This is a genomic window from Limnoglobus roseus, assembly GCF_008254045.1.
Lineage (GTDB): Bacteria > Planctomycetota > Planctomycetia > Gemmatales > Gemmataceae > Limnoglobus > Limnoglobus roseus.
Genome location: NZ_CP042425.1, coordinates 7,809,790 through 7,829,509, shown reverse-complemented (window position 1 = coordinate 7,829,509; position 19,720 = coordinate 7,809,790). Strand labels below are relative to the sequence as shown.

Annotated in this window: 12 protein-coding genes; 9 read left to right on the top strand and 3 right to left on the bottom strand. The window is 62.3% G+C overall.

The window, feature by feature from the left end; genetic code table 11:
• Window positions 1–54 precede the first annotated feature (54 nt).
• From panD to PX52LOC_RS33370, 6 genes are all read left to right on the top strand, one after another.
• Window positions 55–507: an aspartate 1-decarboxylase gene (gene panD / locus PX52LOC_RS33395; RefSeq protein ID WP_149114142.1), complete on the top strand. Its 453-nt coding sequence runs from the start codon at window positions 55–57 to the stop codon at window positions 505–507.
• Between the two features lie 183 nt (window positions 508–690).
• A complete protein-coding gene (locus PX52LOC_RS33390) occupies window positions 691–2,487 on the top strand; it encodes a 30S ribosomal protein S1 (protein ID WP_149114141.1) in 1,797 nt (598 codons plus the stop codon).
• A 196-nt stretch (window positions 2,488–2,683) separates the two neighbouring features.
• Window positions 2,684–3,883, top strand: coding sequence for a GIY-YIG nuclease family protein (locus PX52LOC_RS33385; RefSeq protein ID WP_149114140.1), 1,200 nt, complete (start codon window positions 2,684–2,686; stop codon window positions 3,881–3,883).
• A 12-nt stretch (window positions 3,884–3,895) separates the two neighbouring features.
• Window positions 3,896–5,179, top strand: a complete 1,284-nt coding sequence (locus PX52LOC_RS33380) for an MFS transporter (RefSeq protein WP_149114139.1) — start codon at window positions 3,896–3,898, stop codon at window positions 5,177–5,179.
• 67 nt (window positions 5,180–5,246) lie between these two features.
• Window positions 5,247–6,041, top strand: a complete 795-nt coding sequence (locus PX52LOC_RS33375) for an NAD-dependent epimerase/dehydratase family protein (protein WP_168219366.1) — start codon at window positions 5,247–5,249, stop codon at window positions 6,039–6,041.
• A gap of 33 nt (window positions 6,042–6,074) precedes the next feature.
• Entirely contained in the window at window positions 6,075–6,974 is a 900-nt protein-coding gene (locus PX52LOC_RS33370) for an SDR family oxidoreductase (protein ID WP_149114137.1), read from the top strand.
• A gap of 63 nt (window positions 6,975–7,037) precedes the next feature.
• On the opposite strand, the gene ligA is transcribed toward PX52LOC_RS33370, so the two are convergent.
• The gene (gene ligA, locus PX52LOC_RS33365; RefSeq protein WP_149114136.1) at window positions 7,038–9,050 is read right to left on the bottom strand and encodes an NAD-dependent DNA ligase LigA; all 2,013 of its coding nucleotides are present in this window, start codon (window positions 9,048–9,050) and stop codon (window positions 7,038–7,040) included.
• 211 nt (window positions 9,051–9,261) lie between these two features.
• On the opposite strand from ligA, the gene PX52LOC_RS33360 reads away from it, so the two are divergent.
• Complete coding sequence (locus PX52LOC_RS33360) at window positions 9,262–11,751, top strand: FG-GAP-like repeat-containing protein (RefSeq protein ID WP_168219365.1); 2,490 nt, start codon at window positions 9,262–9,264, stop codon at window positions 11,749–11,751.
• Between the two features lie 32 nt (window positions 11,752–11,783).
• Here the strand turns inward: PX52LOC_RS33360 and PX52LOC_RS33355 are convergent, their stop codons facing one another.
• Window positions 11,784–12,686 carry an alpha/beta hydrolase gene (locus PX52LOC_RS33355; RefSeq protein WP_149114134.1) on the bottom strand — a complete coding sequence of 301 codons (903 nt, stop codon included), beginning with the start codon at window positions 12,684–12,686 and terminating at the stop codon, window positions 11,784–11,786.
• 53 nt (window positions 12,687–12,739) lie between these two features.
• A complete protein-coding gene (locus PX52LOC_RS33350; RefSeq protein ID WP_149114133.1) occupies window positions 12,740–13,987 on the bottom strand; it encodes a PHB depolymerase family esterase in 1,248 nt (415 codons plus the stop codon).
• A 1,066-nt stretch (window positions 13,988–15,053) separates the two neighbouring features.
• Here PX52LOC_RS33350 and PX52LOC_RS33345 point away from each other — a divergent pair.
• Both PX52LOC_RS33345 and PX52LOC_RS33340 read left to right on the top strand, forming a co-directional pair.
• Window positions 15,054–16,220 (top strand): efflux RND transporter periplasmic adaptor subunit, encoded by a 1,167-nt coding sequence (locus PX52LOC_RS33345; RefSeq protein ID WP_149114132.1) that lies wholly within the window; start codon window positions 15,054–15,056, stop codon window positions 16,218–16,220.
• A 54-nt stretch (window positions 16,221–16,274) separates the two neighbouring features.
• Window positions 16,275–19,715 (top strand): efflux RND transporter permease subunit, encoded by a 3,441-nt coding sequence (locus tag PX52LOC_RS33340; protein ID WP_149114131.1) that lies wholly within the window; start codon window positions 16,275–16,277, stop codon window positions 19,713–19,715.
• Window positions 19,716–19,720: the final 5 nt, after the last annotated feature.

The following is a 19,720-nucleotide window of genomic DNA, read 5'->3' as shown; positions in this document are numbered from 1 at the left end:
CGACACGGGCGGTTCGTAGAATGGCCCCGGAGACATCCCCGGCTTGAGGAAACCATGCTCCGCACGATGATGAAGTCGAAGATTCACCGGGCGATCGTGACCGAGACGAACCTCGATTACGAGGGCAGCCTGCTCATCGACACCGACTTGCTGAAGGCGGCCGACATCCTGCCGAACGAGCAAATTCACGTCTGGGACGTGACTTCGGGCAACCGACTCGTTACCTACGCACTCGCCGGCGAACCGGGGAGCGGCGTGATCCAGGTGAACGGCGGCGGTGCGCACCTGATCAAAAAGGGCGACATCATCATCATCGCCACCTTCACCGAAATGAAGACCAAGGCCGCCAAGAAGTTCCAGCCGACGATCATTTTCGTGAACGAGAAGAATCAGCCCCAGACTGACCCCTTCATGAAGACCGAAGACTTCGCGGCAAGCGACGACGCCCAACCCGCGGCGGAGTCCGTGGTCAGTCCCGCGAAAACCCGGGGCCGAAAAAAAGCCTAACCGTCGTGTGTGCCGGTTTTTCCGACCCCTCGCCTATTGCCGTCGGGACCGAATCCGTAGAATTCATGGACTTCTCCCTCGTGGTCCGGGTCGTTCGATCCGGCGGGGTGGGGGTTCCCTCTAAGTATGCTGCTCGCCAGTTTGCGATCCCGCAGATTGGTCCGCCGTCCTTCCCATCAAACTATGGTTAATCGTAACTTGATGCGTCAGTTCGACGCACCGCTGGAAGCCGAAGAGAAGATTCAATCCGAGTTCGAAGCCGAAATCGCCGAGTGGATTAAACAGTCCGACAAGGACTACGAAGCGAACAAGATCGTCACGGGCAAGGTCGTTGAGATCCGTGGCGAAGAAGTCGTCATCGACATCGGGTACAAGTCCGAAGGCCTGATTCGCCTCGACGAGTGGCGCGATGAGGGCGTGGACGGGGCCAACTACCCGAAAGTCGGCGACACCGTCGAGGTGCTGCTCGAAACCGTCGAAGACGAGAACGGCACAATCTCCCTCAGCTACCGCAAGGCGAAGCGGCAGAAAGAGTGGAACGAGGTTCTCGCCAAGCACAAAGAAGGCGACGTGGTCGCCGGCAAGGTGCTCAAGAAGATCAAGGGCGGCCTCCTCGTCAACATCGGCGTCAACGTCTTCCTACCCGCGAGCCAGGTCGACATCCGGCGTCCGCCCGACATCGGGCTGTACATCGACCAGACGATCGAGTGTACGATCCTCAAGATCGACGAACTCCGTCGGAACATCGTCGTCAGCCGCCGCAAGTTGATCGAAGACCGCCGCACGGTCCAGCGCGAAAAGCTGATGTCGGAACTGCAAGAAGGTCAGGTCCGCAAGGGCGTGGTCAAGAACATCGCCGAGTTCGGCGCGTTCGTGGACCTCGGCGGCATCGACGGCCTGCTGCACATCACCGACATGGGCTGGCACCGCGTCACGAACCCGCACGACGTGGTCAAGATCGAGCAGGAACTCGAAGTCTTCATCCTGCACATCGACAAGGAACGGCAGAAGATCGCCTTGTCGCTCAAGCACAAGACGCCGTCGCCGTGGCAGGACATCGAGGCCAAGTACCCCGAGAATAGCAAGCACCAGGGCGAAGTCGTCAACATCATGCCGTACGGGGCGTTCGTGAAGCTGGAACCGGGCATCGAAGGCCTGGTCCACATCAGCGAAATGTCGTGGACGAAGCGGATCAGCCACCCGAACGAAGTCCTCAGCACCGGGGACAAGGTCGAGGTGCAAGTGCTGAAGATCAACCACGACAAGAAGGAAATCTCGCTCGGCATGAAACAGTGCCAGCAGAACCCGTGGGACGAGGTCGCGAAGAAGTACCCGAACGGCATGCAAGTGACCGGCACGGTTCGCAACCTGACCAACTACGGTGCCTTCATCGAAATCGAGGAAGGTATCGACGGCCTCCTGCACGTCAGCGACATGAGCTACGTGCGGAAGGTGTCGAACCCGAGCGAAGTCGTGCAGAAGGGTCAGAAGGTCACCTGCATCGTCCTCAGCGTCGATCAGGAACGCAAGCGCGTCGCCCTCGGCCTGAAGCAGATGGGCAAGGATCCGTGGGAGGGCGACATCCCCGAGCGGTTCAAGCCCGGCCAGAAGGTCAAGGGTAAGATCACGAAGCTCACGAACTTCGGCGTCTTCGTCGAACTCGAACCGGGTCTCGAAGGCTTGCTGCACATCAGCGAGTTGAGCGAGAACAAGATCGAATCGCCGGAAGAGGTCGTGAAGGTCGGCGACGACGTGGACGTGAAGGTACTCCGCGTCGATACGAAGGACCGCAAGATCGGCCTGAGTATGAAGAACGTGGACGACCCGACGGTGCCGGACGAACTGCCGGACGAACTGATGGGCGGCGACAACAAGCCGAGCGGCAGCAGCGGCAAGCCCGAAGGGAAGAAAGACCTTCGCGGCGGAACCGGTGCGGCCGGCCCGCTGTTCCAACTGCCGGGGCAGGGCGACGAAGAGTAACACTGAGGTTCAGCCGAACTCTCGCGCACGGCAGGCCAATGGCCTGCCGTGTTTTTCTTTGTAGCTACAGGCTTCAGCCTGCGGCTCCTCATCAAGCCGCTCAAGTCGGAGAGAACCAGTTGCGTCCGCCGTCGGTCGTGGTACAATTTTACACCACCACGACTCGCTCGCATCGATTTCGGAAAGGACGCCAGTGATGGCCCGCTCGGCCCCGGACGGCCCGCACGCCCCCAACCTCTTTTCCACCCACCCGTTCGCCGGGTTCGGCCCGAGTCGGTTTCATTGCGACGGCGTCCCCGGCGGCAGTCACCAGATCAAATCGCGTTCGGCCAAACGACTCTGGAAGGAAGTCCGCACGGTCGCCCCGAAGTCGCCCGGCGTGTACGGGATGATCGACGCGAAGGGCCGCATTATCTACGTCGGGAAGGCCAAGAATCTGCGGGCGCGGCTCATGAGCTACTTCCGCGAGAACAGCCGCCACCCGAAGGCCGGCAAGATCATCGAGAACACGCGAACTCTGGTGTGGGAGTTCGCGGCCGACGAGTTGGCCGCCCTGCTGCGCGAACTCGAACTGATCCGCCGGTTCCGCCCGCGGTACAACGTCCTCGGCATGCCGGGGCGGGAGCGGTACCGCTACCTCTGCCTCGGCCGCGGCCCCGTCGCCTACGCTTATGTAACCCGTGAACCGACGGGCAAGGAGTTGGCGTGTTACGGTCCGTTCGTGGGTCGTGAACGCCTCGATATCGCGGCCCGGCGGTTGAATGACTACTTCCACCTTCGCGATTGTTCGTCCAAACAGCGGATGATCTTCGCCGAGGACCAATCACTCTTCGATGACAACCGGGCGGCCGCGTGCCTGCGGTACGAACTCGGCATGTGCCTCGGCCCGTGCGCCGCGTTCACGACTCGCCGCGAGTACCGGCGGGCGGTCGGCTCGATCCGCAAGTTCCTCGACGGCGACGACGAATCGCTGATTACTTCCCTCAAGGGCGACATGGTCGAAGCGGCGAAGGCCCTTCAATTCGAGAAGGCCGGGGCGCTCCGCGACAAACTCGTCGACGTGGAGTGGCTGCACCAGCGGCTCAGTCTGCTTCGCACGTCGCGGGAGCAGAACGCCCTCGTCTACCGACTGATCGGCCACGACGGGCGGCCGGTGTGGTACCTGCTGAACCGCGGGCAAATCTGGGCCGCGGTGTGGGAGCCGGCGTGCGACGATTCCCGCCGCCGCACGCGGGAACTGCTGGAGGTGGTCGCGCAAACAATTCCGCGGGTCGGCCGAACGTGCGTCGACAGCGTATTATTAGTCTCGGCCTGGTTCCGCAAGCGGCCCGACGAACACGCCAGCGTCCGCACCGCGGAAGCCGTCCTCGCGGAACTTCAGCTTCCCTCCGGCTGACGAGACACCTTCATGCCCTCTCTCCCCGACGGCCCTGCCCCCGCCAACTCACTTGGCTTTTTGCGGTGGCTGGTGTGCGGACTCCTATTGCTCGCCACCGCCGTCAACTACATGGACCGCGTGGCCCTCAACCAGACCTCGAAAGAGATCATCGACGCCTACGGGTTCAACAAAGCTAGCTGGGGTCAGGTCGAAATGGCGTTCTCGATCGCGTTCGGCGTTGGCACTCTCGCGACCGGGTGGTTCGTCGATCGTGTCGGGGTGTACTGGCTTTATCCCGCCCTCGTGGTGGGGTGGTCGATGGCGGGTTTCTTCACTGGTTCGATCACGGGCTTTTACTCGCTCGTTGCCATTCGCTTTCTCCTAGGGCTGTTTGAAGCCGGGAACTGGCCGTGCGGCATTCGGACGACACGGCAGGTGTTGTCGCCCGCCGAACGGCCATTCGGTAACGCCCTTTTCCAGAGTGGTACGGGGATCGGATCGACCATCACTCCGTTCATCGTCCTGATCTGCGGCGTGTACTTCGGCCGGGACGACCCGGACGTGTGGCGTTGGCCGTTTCGCGTCATCGGTGTGATTGGCCTTGGTTGGGTGAGTCTATGGTTTCTCATCGTTCCGCGAGCGACATTGCATCACGTCCCGTACCGCTCGGCGGCCGGGCCCGAACCATTCAAGACGGTTCTTGCGGACCGGCGGTTTTGGCTCTTGGTGGCTGTCGTCATCGGCGTGAACACGGCCTGGCACACCTTCCGCGTCTGGATGCCGCTTTACCTCCGTGAGGCCCGCGGGTTTACGAAAGAGGAGTTGCAATTCTTTTCCGTATTCTATTACGTCGCCTCCGATGTCGGCATTTGGGTTGTCGGATTGGGGACCATGCTCTTGGCCCGGGTTGGGGTTGAGGTCCACCGCTCCCGACTCGTCAGTTATTTCCTCTGCGTTTGTCTGTTGCTCAGCGCGTTCGCGGTTTTCGTCGGGGACGGCCGGGTGATCGAGATGGCTTTTTTGGCCTACGGTTTCGGGGCGCTGGGATTGTTCTCCATTTACTTCACTCTCACTCAGGAACTGTCCGCCGTCCACCAGGGCAAGGTGGTTGGTTCCCTCGGCTTTATCAATGCGATGTATCTCGCGGCGATGTACCCGATTCAGGGGCTGTGGATCGACTGGGTGAGGAGTTACGATTACTTATTGGCCCTGGCTGGCCTGCCGGCCGCGTTCGCGTTCGTGGGCGTCCTTCTCTTCTGGAACCGCCCGAAGAAAGTTCCGCTTGACTCGCCGCCCTCGGATGTCCTACTCTGATGACTTGCCTCGCGCGGCGGGATCACAGGACGTGACGGCCGCAGTCGGACGTCTCACGGAGGAGCGCATGAATCAGTCGTCCTTTTGGCACGATCGGCGTGTGCTCGTCCTCGGGTGTACCGGCTTCCTCGGCACCTGGGTCGTCCGAACCCTTCTCGAACACGGCGCGACGGTCAGCGGTCTCGTTCGCAACCCCCACCGGCGGTCGGAATTCTTCCAGACGCGACTCTTCGATAAAATCGACATCGCCCGCGGGTCGGCGATCCCGGAACGGCTGAGGAGTCTGCTGGCCGTTCACCAGCCTTCCGTCGTGTTCCAACTCGTCACCGTGCCCGGCGAAGCCCATCGCAAAACGATCATCACCGCCGACCTGCTGAACGCTGTGGCAGAGCAGTCGCCGGATACGGCCGTCGTGGCCCCCGTTTCGGCGACCGAGCGCGACCCGGTGTTTCAGAATCGCGCCCAACAACTGCGCGTCGGGTTTGTCAAACTACCCTCGCTGTTTGGCGACGGCGACTTCGTTGAGTCGCGGTGGCAAGCCCGGTTGTTCCGCGCGGCCGCCCAGCGCCGGTCGCTGCCGCAACCGACGGACGGCGAGGCGAAACTCTCTCACGTGGCGGAGGCCGCAAAGTCGCTGTTAGGGGCAGCGGAACTTCTGTCGAGCCTGCCTGAAGCGATGCCCCAAGGACTTCGACTCGAACCGCCGGCTACCACAACGGCCCGGCAACTGTTCGAACGGGTGACCACGCCACTCGGCCTTGCCGGGGACCGGGTTGGGGGCGCGGTGCGGGACACGTTGAGTTGGTACGAACGGCAGTTCGCGGCGCGGGACACGGACGTCTCCGCGGTGCGGGCGGCCTGAACGATTTCTTTTCCGTCAGGGAGGACACACACGATGCGCAGCTTGATTCTCGGGGCGACGGGGCAGATCGGCGGCTTGCTGGTGGCCGAGTGCGAACAGCGCGACGACGCGGTGCAGGGGACGTGGTACCGCCGGCCGCACGCGGACTTTCTGCCCCTCGACCTGTGCGACGAAGAATCGGTCCAGCGGCTGATCACGGACTTTCAACCGGACGTCGTGTACCTCGCGGCCGGGTTGAACCAGATCGACTTCGCAGAAGCGAACCCGCACGAGTGTCGGGCCGTGAACGTGGACGGTGTGGCGAACGTGGTGCGGGCGATGGCCGGAGGCGGGGCGAAGTTGGTGTACTTCTCGTCCTCCCAGGTCTTCGGCGAGTGCAAAGCCGCCCAGAAGGAAGAAGCGACTCCGTCGCCGTTGAACGCCTACGGAACTGCATTGGCCGAGGCCGAGCAAATCATTCGCGAGAACTTGGCCGATCGGCACCTGATCGTTCGCACGAACTGTGTCTACGGCCCGGAAGAACGCGGCCGGAATCGGGCGTTACACGCCGTCCGACGGATGCGCGACGGACAGGTCGTCACCACCACCGACGAGCGGACGTGTCAGCCGACCTTCGGCCCGGATCTCGCAACGGTGGCGGTCGATCTCGTCAAGCACGGCTGCACCGGCACCTACCACGTCGTCGGGCCGGACCGCATGACGGAGTTCGCCTTCGTGCGGATGACCGCGTTCATCTTCGGCCTGGATTCGGACCTCGTGGCGAACGCGCCGGTCACGGAGTTGGGTGAGGAAGCCCCGCGGCCGCGGTCGCCGTGGCTGGACCGGCAGAAGTTGCGGGCGGAACTCGGCCCGAAGGCACTGCGCTCGCCGGGCGAAGGATTGCGGGCCTTGCGGAAGGCCGAGCACGTACCGGCACTCGCACGGGTGGCGTAATACAAGCCCGCAGCGCGAGCAAGGGGTGGGAGCGTAGCCCTTGCTCGCGCTGCGGGCTTGTTGTTACTGAATCAACTTCTCGAACTCGTCCTCGGTCAGCACCTTCACGCCGAGTTCTTGCGCCTTCGCCAGTTTGCTGCCGGCGTTCTCGCCGGCGATGAGGTAGTCGGTCTTCTTCGACACGCTTCCCGACGCCTTGCCGCCGTGCTCTTTGATGAGTTGCTCGATGCCGGCACGGTCGTACTTCGTCAGAGCGCCGGTGACTACGAGGGTCTTGCCCTGGAAGACTTGCGCTCCCGCGGCGGGGGCCTTTTGATCGTGCGTCAGCTTCACGCCGAGGTCGCGCAACTCGCCGACGAGTCGCGTCCCCTCTTCGCTGTGGAAGAAGTCGGAGACGCTCTTCGCCCGTTTCGGGCCGAAGCCTTTGATCTTCGCCAGGTCGTCCTCGGTCGCGTTCACGATGAGGTCGAGACTCGGGAACTGTTCCGCCAGCAGGTCGGCCATGCTGCCGCCGACGCCGTAGATCGTCAGTGCGGCCAGTAGGCGGGCCAGACCACGCTCCTTGCTCGCGGCGATCCCGGCGACAAGGTTCTGGGCCTTGGTGTCCGCAAACTTCTCCAGGGCGAGCAGTTGCTTCGTGGTGAGCCGGTAGAGGTCGGTGACGCGCGTGACCAGGCCGCTCTCGACGAGTTGTTTCGCGACTTCGTCGCCGAGGCCGTCGATGTCCATCCGCTCGCGGCGGGCGTAGGAAATGATCCGTTGTGCGACCTGGGCCGGGCAACGGCCCACGTCGGCACAGTAGAAGCCGTAGCTGACGGCCGACTCGTTCTTTTCGACCGGCCCGCCGCACGCGGGGCAGGCCGTAGGCCAGACGATCGGCTTCTCTTTGCCGGTCCGCGACTCAGTCACAACAGAGACGACCTGCGGGATGATCTCGCCCGCCTTCTCGACGACGACCGTGTCGCCGTACCGCACGTCCATCTTCTCGACCCACGAGGCGTTGTGCATGCTCGCGCGGCCGACCTTCGTGCCCGCGAGTTGGACCGGCGGGTCGAAGAGCGCGACGGGCGTCAGTTCGCCGAACTTGCCGACGGAGAACTCGACGCTGCCGAGTTTGGTGATGCCCTGTTCGGCCTCGAACTTGTACGCCTTCGCCCACCGGGGCACCTTGCTCGTCGCCCCGAGCCGCTGACGCACGGCGAAGTCGTTGAGCTTCACCACCATGCCGTCGGTGTCATAAGCGAGGTCGCGCCGCTTCGCGTCCCACGAGTTGCAGTAGTCGATCACCTCGTCGACGGTCTGGCAGAGCTTCGTGTGCGGGTTGACCGGGAAGCCGAACGCCTTGAGTTTGTCGAACAGCTCTGTCTGCGACTTGATCTCGACTCCCTCCGACGCGCCGAGGCCGTAGGCGAAGAAGCTGAGCTTCCGCTTCGCGCACTCCTTCGGGTCGAGTTGCTTCAGCGTGCCGGCCGTGAGGTTGCGGGTATTCGCGTAGGGCTCTTCCTCGTCCTTGACGCGCTCGGCATTGATCCGCACCAACTCGGCCCGCGTCATGTAAATTTCGCCGCGGACTTCGAAGAGCCTCGGGGCATCTTTCGACTTGAGCCGCAGGGGGATGCCGGCGATGGTCTTGAGGTTGTGAGTTACGTCGTCGCCGACGTCGCCACTGCCGCGGGTCGCCCCCTGCACGAAGAGGCCGTCCACGTAAGTGAGCGACATGCTGACGCCGTCGATCTTCATCTCGACCGTGTACGGGTTGTCGGTCTTGCCAGTGGCCTTCCGCACGTCGGCGTCGAACTTCCGCAAGTCCTCGGCCGAGTAGCTGTTCTCGATCGACATCATCGGCACGCGGTGCGTGACCTTCGCGAACCCCTCGATCGGCTGGCCGCCGACCCGTTGCGTCGGGCTGTCCGGCGTGACCAACTCCGGATGCTGCTTCTCCAGGTCGATCAACTCTTGAAGGAGTTTGTCGAACTCGCGGTCGCTGATCTCCGGGGCGGCGTCGACGTAGTACTTATGGTTGTGGTGGTCGATGGTTTGCCGCAGGGTTTTGGCCCGGTCGCTCGGCGTCGGCATGGCGTGGCCTCGGTGGGGATTGTGTGCTTTGCAGGATTTTGCCCGCAACGGGTCGCAACGGCAAGGTGAGAAGGCGTCGGGAAATCGGACGGCGTTCCGGGCGGCACGATTGCCCGCACAACCGTATCGGCCCACTTCCGTCCTATAGTGCGGTGTCGCCCGTCTGTATGGTGGGAACTCTCCCGCTCCGATCTGTTCGTGGATGAGGCCGATGCGCAAACTTCCTGCGTCCCTGCTGTCGGAATTCGCCGCCCTGGACCCGCGTGACCTGCCGAGTTACTTTGGCAATCAGCTCTTCCCGGCGGACAGTCCGTGGAATCAGAACATCAGTGCCGCTCCGGTCGCCGAGAACTCGGCCGCGATCATCGGGCGGATCATGAACCGCAGCGGCAACCGCGGCATCCACCCCGATTTCGGCAACCCGATCACGGACGGCGCTCTCTACGGCATCCCCGTCAACGTGGTCGATTCCTCGACGCCGAAGGTCAACGTCTACATTCCCCCCGACGACGGCTACCCGTCCGAGAGTGACAACGTTCCCGTGCCGATCCCCGCCGGTGCGGTGATTGAGGGCGACGGCCCCACCGGCCCGAACCCGTCGTCGGACCGGGGCGATTCGCACTTGCTCGTCTACGACAAGTCGGCCAACGTGCTGTACGAACTTTACAACGCCACCCGGCCCGGCGAGACGACCTTCCCTTACGGTGGCACGAAGCCCAGCAACGTCTGGGGGGCGTACCAGATCAGCTTCTGGGACCTCAATACGAACGACTTCCGCACCCTCGGCTGGACGAGTGCCGACGCCGCCGGCTTGCCGATTCTCCCCGGTCTGCTGCGGCCGGATGAAGCCCTGCCAGCGTCCGAGGGAGGGCAGGGGGCGATCACCCACGCGCTGCGGGTGACGGTAGTGCAAACGCGGGACGACTACGTCTTCCCCGCCTCGCATGCCGCCAGCAGTCGCACGGACGCTGACTTGCCCCGAATGGGCGAACGCTTCCGCCTCCGGCCGGATTTCGTCATCCCGTCGAACTGGTCGCCAGCCACCCGCGTGGTGGCCCAGGCGATGAAGGATTACGGCCTGATCGTCGCGGACAATGGCAGCGATTTTTACTTCCAGGGCACGCCGTCCGACCAGTGGGACATGGACGCGATTCTAAAGCTCCAGGGGATCAAGCCGAGCGATTTCCAGGTGGTTGACCTCAAGCCCACGGTCACGGCGGTGAGTGTCGTCAGCGGACCCACGGCCGGCGGAACTGCCGTCACGATCACCGGGGCGAATTTCAGCGGCGCGGCCGGCAACCTTCACGTGAGTTTCGGCGGCGTCGAAACGACGGCATTCACCATCGTTTCCGATAGTCGAATCGACGTGGTCACCCCGCCTCATTCGGCCGGCAGCGTGGACGTGCGGGTCCGGTCCGGCTCAACGCAGTCGGACGCCGACGGCGATCCGGTCTTCTTCGGCTATGGCGAGTCCACGCCCTCGGCCGCTGACCTGTTCACGTTCTCCGATGCGAGCAGTCCCCCGACAACACCACCGACCTCACCGCCTCCAACTTCACCTCCGCCAGCGTCGCCCCCACCGGCCTCGCCCCCACCGGCCTCGCCCCCGCCATCTGCGTCGCCGCCACCAACATCACCCCCGATCTCGCCTCCGCCCGCGTCACCACCCCCAACTTCGCCTCCGGCATCGCCGCCTCCGACATCGCCGCCTCCGACATCGCCGCCGACAAGTCCGCCTGCGCACACAATCGGGCACGACCCGTTCGCTCTTGGTGTTGGCCCCTCGATTCAATTTCGAAACTCGGATCAAACGATTGCGTGGACGCTCACGCCGTTCCCCGACTTGCCGGTCAGTGTGCGGACCGCATCGGGCGACTTCAACGGCGACGGCACGCCCGACGTCGTGGCCGGCACCGGGCCGGGTTCGGCCAGTCGCGTTCGCGTGCTGGACGGCAAGACGCAACGGGAATTGTTCGCGTTCGCCCCGTTCGAAGCGGCCTTCACCGGCGGCGTCTACGTAGCGGTCGGCGACCTCGACGGCGACGGAATCGCCGACCTGGCCGTGACACCCGACGAGGGCGGCGGGCCACGAGTGGACGTGTACTCCGGGAAGACGTTCCTCAAGGTGGCCGGCTTCTTCGGCATCGACGACCCGAATTTCCGCGGCGGGGCACGGGCGGCCCTCGGCGACATGAACGGCGACGGGGCGGACGATCTGATCGTCGCGGCCGGGTTCGGCGGCGGTCCTCGCGTGGCCGGCTTCGACGGGAAGTCGGTGGTTGCGAACGCCCCACGGAAGCTGTTCGCCGATTTCTTCGCCTTCGAGCCGACGCTCCGCAACGGCATTTTCGTGGCGGCCGGCGACACCGACGGCGACGGCATCGCGGACTTGATCGCCGGCGGGGGACCGGGCGGTGGGCCGCGGGTGTTGGTCTTCGGCGGGCAGCAGTTGCGGACGAATCAGTACGTGCCGCTCGCCAACTTCTTTGCGGGCGATGTTGACAGCCGTGGCGGTGTTCGTGTGAGTGCGGATGACCTGGACGGCGACGGTCGGGCCGACATTCTCACGGGGGCAGGCAGCGATTCCGGCAGTGGTGTGGCCGCGTACCGCGGCAAAGACCTTGCGGCCGTGGGACAACCGCCGACCGCCTTCGAGTTCGAAGCGGCCGACGATTCCGCGGACGGAGTTTTCGTGGGATAGGCGAGGTGGAACGAGAGCCGGGACGGACTCGCCTACTTTTTGTCCGCGGCCGCCGGCACGAACTTTATCTCGCTCAGCCACGCCAGCGACTTGGTCTGCCAGGCGTCCCACATCGGCCCCTTGTACCCGTTAAGGCCGTGGCCGCCGGAGGGTAGTTCCAGGTACTTGGCCGGCACCTTGTGGGTGAGTAGGGCCTCATAGAACGCCTTACTGTTCTCCGGGACGACCGCCCGGTCGTCCTTCGCGTGGGCCAGGAAGGTGGGCGGCGTCTTGGCTGTCACCTGCACCTCATTCGAGAACTGCTTCACCCGCTCGTCCGTGGGCGTTTTCCCCAGGAGGTTAGTCCGCGAGCCGCCGTGGCCCTTCTCGCCCATCGTGATGACCGGGTACACCAGAATCAAAAAGTCGGGCCGGCTGCTCTGCTTCTCGACCGCGTCACCCGACTTCGAGTCGCCGTCGTCGAAGTGCGTGCCGGCGGTCGAGGCCAAGTGCCCGCCGGCCGAGAAACCGATGATCCCGACCTTCGCGGGATCGACGCCCCACGCCTTGGCGTTGGAGCGAACCGTGCGGATCGCCCGCTGGGCATCAAGAAGCGGCACGAACGCCCGGCCCTTTGGCAGACGGTATTCGAGCACGACGCCGGTGATGCCGTGGGCGTTCAACCAAGTCGCGATGCCGTGCCCCTCGCCCCCGGTCACGAGTCCGCCGTAGCCGCCGCCCGGACAGATGACGGCGGCCGTTCCATTCGGCTTCTCAGCCTTGTGAACGGTGATCCACGCCTCGGCCGTCTCGAACGTGCCATCGCCCTGCGGGGCGTGCATGTTCCAGAGCTTGATCCGCTCTCCCTCGACCTTCTTGGGCGGGTCGGCGGCACGAACGGCCGACGACCCGAGGAAGACGCAACCGGCGACCAAGAGCAACCGTGTTCCGAGCATGATCTCATTCCGTTCGGGAGGGGAGGGCGAGGTCTAGCCTATTCAATCGGCGGTCAGCGATCCTTGTTCACGGTTCGAACGGTCAACGTGATCGGCTCGGTTGTGACCTTCAGTCCGGGGACGGTGACACACCCCTGCGCGTCGGCCTTGACCTCGCCCTTCGCCGTGCCGAACGTCCAGAACGCAGTCGCCCCCGGTGCGACCCGCAGCTTCTGCACCCGTCGCATACTGACGTCCGCAGTCGCCTCGGTGGGGACGGTGAACGCTGTTTTCAGGTCCGCGGCTTTCGCCAGGAACAGCTTCGTCTCGACCGCGTCCGCCGTGTCGCTCGCGTTCGCCCAGCGGAAGAAGGCGTTGACCTGCCCCGCCTTCTTGTCGGCGAGGCGGTCCGGCCAGGGCAACGGATCGTTGGTCGAAGCGTTGGTGAACACCGGATAAGCCTCGTTCTTCTTAACGCCGAGCCAGTCGAAGGAGTTGATCAGGTCGTTCACCTTCAGGATTTGTTCGTGGTTGTTCGCGTGGCCGAACGGCCCCCAGTACATGAACAATGGATACTTCCGGTCGTTCATTGCCGCGATGAACGTCTCGTGACCCTTGGACCACGTGTCGTTCGGGGCGGAATAGTCCACCACGACCGGCGGGTCGGGCAGAGTCACGTCCGCCGGCACCGCCTTGCCGAAGTACATCCGACTGGACACGTGTTCGACTTTGGCGGGCACGTTCGCCTTCACCGCGGCGAACACGTCCCCGTGCCGCACGCCGATGCCCAGGGCACCGCTCCCGCCCATGGAGTTCCCGCACAGGTAGACGCGGTTCTCGTCGAGGTTGTATTCCTTGACCACCCACTTCACCGTGTCGATGACCCGCTTCTCCGCAGGGCCAACCTCGGGGTCTTTAAACTTCTCGCTCCCCCACCACCAGTCCCCCTTGTTCGCGCGGCAGTCGAGGTACAGCGCGTAGAAGTCCGGCGGGGCGTGGTAGATGTCGTGGTTGCCGACCTTCGTGGTGCAGGCAAGACACGAGTGAACGTCGTGCCCGGCGGAGTGCAAGACGACGTAGAGCGGGGCGTTGGCCTTCGCCGCCTTCGGATGGAGGACCAGGAACGTGTCTCGCTGCGGCCCGGTGTACCCCCACTCCTTCCGGACGCCGTGCTGGAAGGTGTCCAACTTCCGCCCGGTAAACTCCGAAGTTTTGGTCTTCTCAGGAGGCCACGTCGCTTCTTGAGCTCGGGCTATAGGCGAAGCCGTCGAGGTTAGCCACACCGCCACGATCAGTGGCGCCGTCCGGGAGAGCGGGTACATGTTCAAACTCCTTGTGCGCTGGCGAGGGGCGGTGGCCGGTCCTGGCCCGGGTAGGGGTTTCCGTCCGCCCCTTACAGTAGCAAGTGCTGGTACAGATGGGATTTTCGGGAATCGATTGCCCCTGGCAACAGGTATCCTTGTCGCCGTCCACTTCGTTCGAGAGCGAAGGAGTGAACATTACCCGGAGCAGCATCGAGGCGTCGGACAAATGGCCCATCGAGATCGCGGCCGTGCCAGGCTGGTCGTTTGGAAGCCAGCCGGCCGTGGCTCGGAACGGATCGTGGACACGGTGAACGAGGGTTCGTTCCGAGTTCGGTAAGTCCAAAAACTATGCGACGGATCGGACCAAGAACTGAGACCGAAGTTCCCTGCGGGCGGGCAGCGTGGGAGGTCACCCTACACCTTTTAGGCTTCTGACGCCACTTTCAGGTCTGAGCAAACTCTGTCCGCTACACACCTGCAAGGTTGGTTCGGTCAGAAGTTGCAATCGTTTTGCGACTCGATCTGGCCTCTTTCCATTGAGATTTCGACGAATTCCTGCACGGAACGAAAACCGATGTGTCGGTCGTGGGGCTGTGGATCGCAGGTCGTTTTCTCAGCCGTTCGGACAAGCTTTGTACGGATCTGGAGCTAAGGTTTTGTACGACCCCTGGCTCGGAAAGATCCGCGAAACGGAGCGCCTTCCATGCGACCCGACTGTGCTGCCGGGTTCGAGGCGGGCAGTTTGGCGGGTGGACGTGGTCGAAAAAAGTTGCCTCGGCCCGGAGATTGCATTAGGCCGAAGCGTGAGGATAAATTGTGGTTTTCCGAAATCCGCACTCGTTAGCACCCTCCCCTCTGGCGGTCGGATGATTTTCCATCACCAGCGTGGATACCACGCCGACATGGACGGAGCCTGTTTGTCCCGGTTGCCGGGATGCCCTGAAACAGATCGTCTCCTCCACGCTCGTGCCGTACTCAAGTTCGTCAGGGGCCACACTCTTTGCCTGTGACAGTCGTCGATTCCACCGCCGAACCCGGCTACCAGTGTGCTAGCAATCACGAGCCACCAGCAGCGAGAAACCCTATGAAAATCTCACCCGTCCAGACCATACTCCTGTCGTTGATTTTTCTCTCCTTGCCCGCGTGCGACATGCACAAGGATGATCACGGCGAACACGAAGAACACCATCGGATCGTCGTCACTACCCCGAAAGCCATGGACGTCACCGTCACGCAGCCCTACGTCTGTCAGATCCGATCGCAGCGATACATTGAGGTCTGCGCCCTGGACGGCGGGCGGCTCGAAGAGATCCCGGTCAAGGAAGGTCAGGCGGTGAAGGCGGGCGATGTGATGTTCAAGATCGTACCCGTTCTTTACCAAACCAAGCTGGACGTGGAGACGGCCGAGGTTCAGTTCGCACAGCGGGAGTACGATAACGCCAAGAGGTTGGCCGAAGACCAATTGAAAGTGATCTCCCAGCAAGAGGTGTTGCTGTACAAAGCCAAACTGGAAAAAGCCATCGCCAAGCAGAGGCAGGCGGAAGCCGAATTGAATTTTGCCACGGTCCGAGCCCCCTTCGACGGCATCATGAACCGCCAGCTCAAACAACAAGGCAGCACGATCAAGGAGGGGGAAATGCTCACGACCCTGTCCGACAACAGCGTGATGTGGGTGTATTTCAACGTGCCTGAAGTTCGCTATCTCGATTACAAGGCCCACGAAGTTAAAACCGCGGAGCACTCGCAGCACCTCAAACTCGCAGATTCGCGGATTGAGCTTCAACTGGCGGACGGCAGCAAGTTCAAGCACGACGGCGGAGACACCGTCACGGTCGAGGCGACGTTCAATAACGAGACGGGGAACATCGCGTTCCGGGCGGACTTTCCGAATCCGGATCGCCTCTTGCGTCACGGTCAGACCGGCACTGTGTTGGTCCACCAAACGCTGCACAACAGTAACGTGATTCCGCAACGGGCGACGTTCGAAATCCTCGAGAAAATGTACGTCTACGTGATCGGTGCCGACCACGTGGTGCACCAGCGTGAGATTTCCGTTCAGCACGAGAAGGATGATATTTTCATTATCAAGCCGCCGGAGATGGAGCACGGCAAGCTTGTGAAGGGGTTGTTAGAAACCGACAAGATCGTATTCGAGGGTGTGCGACAAGTTCACGATGGCCAGAAGGTCGAAGACTTCGAGTTTCTGAAGCCGGAAGAGGCGCTCGCGAACCAAAAGCATCACGCAGAATAGCGCCGACTTTGCCACGCTCCCGGTTCGAAAACACAGCGAGAGTAACGGAGATTCATGTTCACGAACATTCTGTTTCGGCCGGCGTTGGCGATCGTCATCTCGATTATTCTGCTGTTTCTCGGGGTGTTGGGGGTCTTTACCCTACCGACATCCCAGTTCCCGAACATCGCACCGCCGACCGTTCAGGTCGCCATTGCTTATCCCGGCGCCAGCGCGAACGTATTGGTCGATTCCGTTTTGATTCCGCTGGAGCAGTCGATCAACGGCGTCCAGAACATGCGGTACATCGTCTCCGATGCGACCAGCGCCGGCGAGGCCACGATCACGATTTACTTCGAGCCGGGAACGGACCCGAACATCAACGTCGTGAACGTGCAGAACCGGGTCAACATCATGATGAACCGGCTGCCAATCCTCGTGCAGCGGGAAGGCATCCTGGTCAGCCAGGTCGTGCCGAGCATGCTGATGTACGTGAACATTTTTAGCACGGACCCGAACGCGAATCAGACCACACTCTTCAACTTCGCGAACGTCAACGTCATGCCCGTGCTCAAGCGGATTCAAGGCATGGGTATCCCCCGGAACCTTGGCAACCGCTCCTTCGCGATGCGCGTCTGGCTGAACCCCGACCGGATGCGTGCCTACAACATCTCCTCCGACGAGATCATGGAGCAACTGGCCAAGCAGAGCGTGATCGGTTCGCCCGGACGACTCGGCCAGGCCACGGGTAAGGATTCGCAATCGAAAGAATACGTGCTGACGTACATCGGTCGCTACAACAAGCCGCAGCAGTACGAGGACATTATTTTACGGGCCAATACCGCAGGGGAGATCCTGCACCTCAAGGACGTTGCCAAGGTCGAGTTAGGATCGGAGTTCTTCGACATCTACTCGGACGTCGACGGCAAACCTGCGGCCTCCATCGTTCTGAAACAAGCCCCCGGTTCCAACGCCGCCACTGTCATCGAAGAAATTAAGAAGGAACTTGAGGACATCAAGAAGGAAAAATTCCCGCCGGGCATGGACTACGAACTCGCCTACGACGTCTCGAACTTCCTCGACGCCTCCATCGAAAAGGTGGTCCACACGCTGCTCGAGGCGTTCATCCTGGTGTCGTTGGTGGTCTACATGTTCCTCGGGGACGTTCGGTCCACGCTTATCCCAATCCTCGCGGTTCCGGTGTCTCTGGTCGGTACCTTTTTCTTCCTCCAGTTGCTCGGCCTGTCCATCAACCTGATTACGCTCTTCGCGATGGTGCTGGCGATCGGCGTCGTCGTGGACGACGCGATCGTCGTGGTCGAAGCGGTCCACGCCAAGATGAGCGAGAAACACTTGTCGCCGTATTCGGCGACGCGGGAAGTCCTTCACGAGATCAGCGGTGCCATCATCGCTATCACCCTCGTGATGACGTCCGTGTTTATCCCGGTCACGTTCATTCCCGGCCCGGTCGGCACCTTCTACCGACAGTTCGGCCTCACGATGGCCACGTCGATCGTGCTCTCGGGTCTGGTGGCCCTGACGCTGACCCCCGTCCTCTGTGCGATGATTCTCAAACCCCACTCCCATGCCCCTGCCAACGGCCATTCCAACGGCACCAAACACGCGAAGCCGCGGCGCAGCATCGCGACCATTGTGCTTTACATTTTGGGCGGGTTACTGGTCCTGGGGCTTATGACGGCCTTGGCGTACAAGTTGTGGGGCCCGCTCGGCTTCCTGATTATTCTTGTGCCCTTTGTCCGGGGCCCGTTCGACCGCTTGGTGGAGAAGGTCACGGGCGGGTACGCCGCAATCCTGCGGCGGATCGTTACCCGCCGCACGCTAAGCTTGGCCGTGGTGGGGGGCTTTTGCGCCGGCATCTACTTCGTCAATCTGAAGCTCCCGACGGGGTTCATCCCCGGCGAGGACCAGGGCATTCTTTACGGGATCATCCAGACGCCGCCCGGCTCGACGCTTGAGTACACCAACGCGAAGTCTCACGAACTGAAGGAGATTGCGAAGAAACTCAATGAGGTCACATCCGTTACTTCGCTGGCCGGTTATGAGGTTTTGACCGAGGGCCGCGGGTCGAACGCGGGCACCTGTATCATCAACCTCAAAGATTGGTCCAAGCGCGATAAGACCTCGCGTGAGATCATTCTGGAGCTGGAAGAAAAGTGCTCGAAGATGTCCGACGTGAAGGTCGAGTTTTTCGAGCCGCCGGCGGTTCCTGGGTTCGGCTCGGCCGGCGGTTACTCCTTACGTCTGCTCGACAAGACGAACACGAACGACTACCAGAAGCTCGGTGAAGTGACCGACAAGTTCATGGAGGCGTTGCACCATCGCAAGGAACTGAAGGGCCTGTTCACCTTCTTCACCAGCAGTTACCCACAGTACGAACTGGTCATCAATAACGACGTGGCCATGCAGAAGGGCGTGTCGATCGGGAAGGCTCTCGACAACCTCAACATCCTCATCGGCAGTACTTACGAGCAGGGCTTCATTCTGTTCAACCAGTTCTACAAGGTCTATGTGCAGGCCGGGCCGGAGTTCCGCCGGTTCCCCGGAGACCTCGACAATCTGTTCGTCAAGAGCGAGCGTGAGATCGAGGTCAAGAATGAACAGACGGGAAAAATGCAAAAGGTCCGGGTCGAAGGCGAAATGGTGCCCTACTCCGCGTTCATGAAGATCAAGAAGAAGCAGGGCTTGAACGAGATCACCCGCTATAACCTGTACCCCTCCGCCTCCATTAAGGGCGAAGCGGCTCCGGGCTACAGTAGCGGTCAGGCTCTCAAGGCGATTCAGGAAGTGGCCGACCAGACGCTCCCGAAGGGGTACGGTCTGGGCTGGGAAGGCCTCTCGTACGACGAGGCGCGAAAGGGGAATGAGGCAGTTTACATCTTCCTCATCGTCATCGCGTTCGTGTATCTCGTGCTGGTCGCGCAATACGAGAGCTTCATCCTGCCGCTGGCCGTCATCCTGTCGCTGCCGATCGGGGTCTTCGGTTCCTTCTTCCTCTTGCAAATCTTGGGTCTGTCCAACGACGTTTACGCCCAGATCGGTCTGGTCATGTTGGTCGGTCTGCTCGGCAAGAACGCGATCTTGATCGTCGAGTTCGCAGTTCAACGCCGCCAAGAGGGCGTGCCGCTCAAGGAGGCGGCCGTCGAAGGCGGAAAGTTGCGATTCCGGCCGATTCAGATGACCTCCTTCGCCTTCATCGCCGGTCTCCTCCCGCTGGTCGTTGCGACCGGTGCCGGGGCGATCGGGAACCGAACCATCGGCACCACGGGGGTCGGCGGGATGCTCGTCGGCACCGTGCTCGGCGTTCTGGTCATTCCCGGTCTGTATTACCTATTCGGGCGGATCGCCGACGGGCGCAAACTCCTCCAAGACGAGGTGAATGAACCGCTCAGCGAGATTTTTGAACACAACACAGATCCGCTGCTCCTCGTCCACGCCCCTTCGCCGGCACCCGAACATCGACCAGAAGCCGGGCATCCACCCGAGCATCCGCACTAAAATTT